Here is a 2131-nt window from a genome sequence, read left to right as displayed (position 1 = left end):
GTATCCTTCGCTGAATTAAATGCCTGGGTAATGGCGAAATCGGGCTTCCATCACAGTGCTAACTATCGTTCGGCTGTACTGTTTGGCTACTTTGAATTGGTGGAAGATGAACAGCAACAGCTTGCCGCATATGAGCACTTTGTTGAACAGCTCGAAACCGGCCGTTGGAAACAAATTCGCCAACCCAATGAAAAGGAACTTCAGGCAACATCACTACTCAGGATGGACATCGACGAAGGGGCAGTGAAACAAAGACAGGGCGGCCCAAATGATGACATTGAAGACTTGGTGCTTCCCGTTTGGGTGGGAGAGATTCCTATCATTAAAACATGGGGAGAGCGAGTGGAGTATTAAGGCAGGCTCGAAAAGCGCCTGCTTAAGGAGTCCGCCGGTGCGCACAGCGCACCGACCTTTATCGCAATTTTCTTGAGCTTTGTCATAATGATTGGCTTTGTCGGCCAAATCGAAGACTATGTCGTGTATCGGGAGTTTGGAAGCCAGGCTCTGGCGGGTCACGGAGTGCTAGGCTTGATAGCCATCGCATTATTCATCAGTGGTCATCGAATGCATAAAATGAAGTTAGTGATTAAGGCCAGATTAAGGCACAATCAGCGCGAAAACGAATTAAAAGATAAGCAACAACAGCCATAGGTAACCTTTATGAAGAAAATACTATTACCACTTTTGATAATTATACTAATCGCCGTCGCAGGTGTTGCTTACCTGGCCGGCTCACTCAATGACATCGTTAAAGAGCAGGTTGAAACGCATGGCAGCAAGGCTTTACAAAGCGCTGTTGTTGTAGAGGGTGTTGATATCAGGTTGATGGATGGTTTTGGTGAGTTGAGCGATTTCTCTGTCGCTAACCCTAATGGCTTTACCCCGACGTCAGCTCTTGGTTTTGGTATCGTGCGCCTGGATATTGGTACAGAGAATATCACTGAAATGCCGATTGTCATTGGGGAAGTCTTGGTTGATTCACTTTCGGCACTGTATGAATTGAATGCTCAAGGAAAAGGTAATCTAAATGTATTGCTTGAGCAGATTACCAGTCAGGCTAGTGCTGACTCAGGAAAAAGCGGCAGTGCTGACAAGACTAAGGAAGAGTCGGGTGCAGACTCCGACGTGCGCATCGTGATCAAGAAGCTAACTATCAAAGATACGCAACTAGCGTTAGATCTGAGTGCGCTTGGCCAGAAAAAGTATGATGAAACTCTCCCCACCTTTGCTGTCTCGAATGTAGGTGGAAGTGCGGGCCTTCCTCCAAAGGAACTTGCTCAGGCTATGGGTAAACAAATACTTGATAAGCTTATCAAAGAAGCTAAAGCAAAGCAGACGGAAAAACTGAAAGCGAAAGCTAAAGAGAAGCTGATGGAGAAACTTGAAGAGAAAGGTGGTGACAAGCTTAAAGGTCTTATGAAGAGCTTCGGGCATTAGGCTAAGGCATTCCAGAATAAGCTAGCTTATCTTCCAAGATAGGCTGGCTGTTCCTTTCATGCAGTACTCTCTTAGCACAAGGCCAATGACGATATTATGATAAGTATATGTATTTATTGCGGTGAGAATAAGGCTATAGCCTTTGAGGTCTGTAACGCTTGTTCTCGTACCCCAGACTCTCATCGTGATCAAATACGCTCGATTATCCTGAGTTATAGTGAGAACGAGCCTTACTTGAATTTTTTGAGTTTGGAAGAACTTGAAGAGATTCGGGAAAAAATTATCACAGGTGCTCCCATTGAGTTAAAAGCTGAGGTATATAGAAATGCTGAAGAAGCCTTCAGTGCTGTGAAAGTCACGGAAGGGCCAAAGTTAATACAATACTTTTCTGGTATCTCTGTACCGGTTACAGCGCTTATATTATTAGCCTTTTTGGCCGCCATTTTTATTTAAGTTTCTGTTGTTATCTTGAGACTGAATATTTAGAGGTTTTAGTTAGAAGAATATGAATTTACAGAATATTGATAAAACAACTTATCGAAAGCACCTTAACTGGGTGATTGCTGGAAGCATTGTTGCTTTATTGGCGATCGCGCTTAGCGTATCAACCCTACTGATTCATTTAGTTGGGGAACCTGGAGGTTCAAATTTCGTTCTGAATCTGGTGGGTGTAGTGTCTGCCGTAGCGCTTGTG

General features: G+C 44.1%; 5 protein-coding genes. All 5 read left to right on the top strand.

All coding sequences use genetic code 11. The features are described from left to right. On the top strand, positions 1-354 hold a 354-nt coding region (locus A3756_RS15405), incomplete at its 5' end, for a pyridoxamine 5'-phosphate oxidase family protein (RefSeq protein ID WP_197481329.1). 72 nt (positions 355-426) lie between these two features. Beyond that, entirely contained in the window at positions 427-651 is a 225-nt protein-coding gene (locus A3756_RS15400; protein ID WP_156490509.1) for a hypothetical protein, read from the top strand. A gap of 9 nt (positions 652-660) precedes the next feature. Further along, positions 661-1437 (top strand): hypothetical protein, encoded by a 777-nt coding sequence (locus tag A3756_RS15395; protein ID WP_068513607.1) that lies wholly within the window; start codon positions 661-663, stop codon positions 1435-1437. A 249-nt stretch (positions 1438-1686) separates the two neighbouring features. Continuing rightward, the gene (locus A3756_RS26740; protein ID WP_156490508.1) at positions 1687-1890 is read left to right on the top strand and encodes a hypothetical protein; all 204 of its coding nucleotides are present in this window, start codon (positions 1687-1689) and stop codon (positions 1888-1890) included. Positions 1891-1942: 52 nt separating this feature from the next. Beyond that, on the top strand, positions 1943-2131 hold a 189-nt coding region (locus A3756_RS15385; protein ID WP_156490507.1), incomplete at its 3' end, for a DUF3087 family protein.

The sequence above is a fragment of the Oleiphilus sp. HI0086 genome (genome assembly GCF_001635225.1).
Note: the sequence above shows the minus strand (reverse complement) of the source record. Positions and strands in the feature narration are given on the sequence as shown.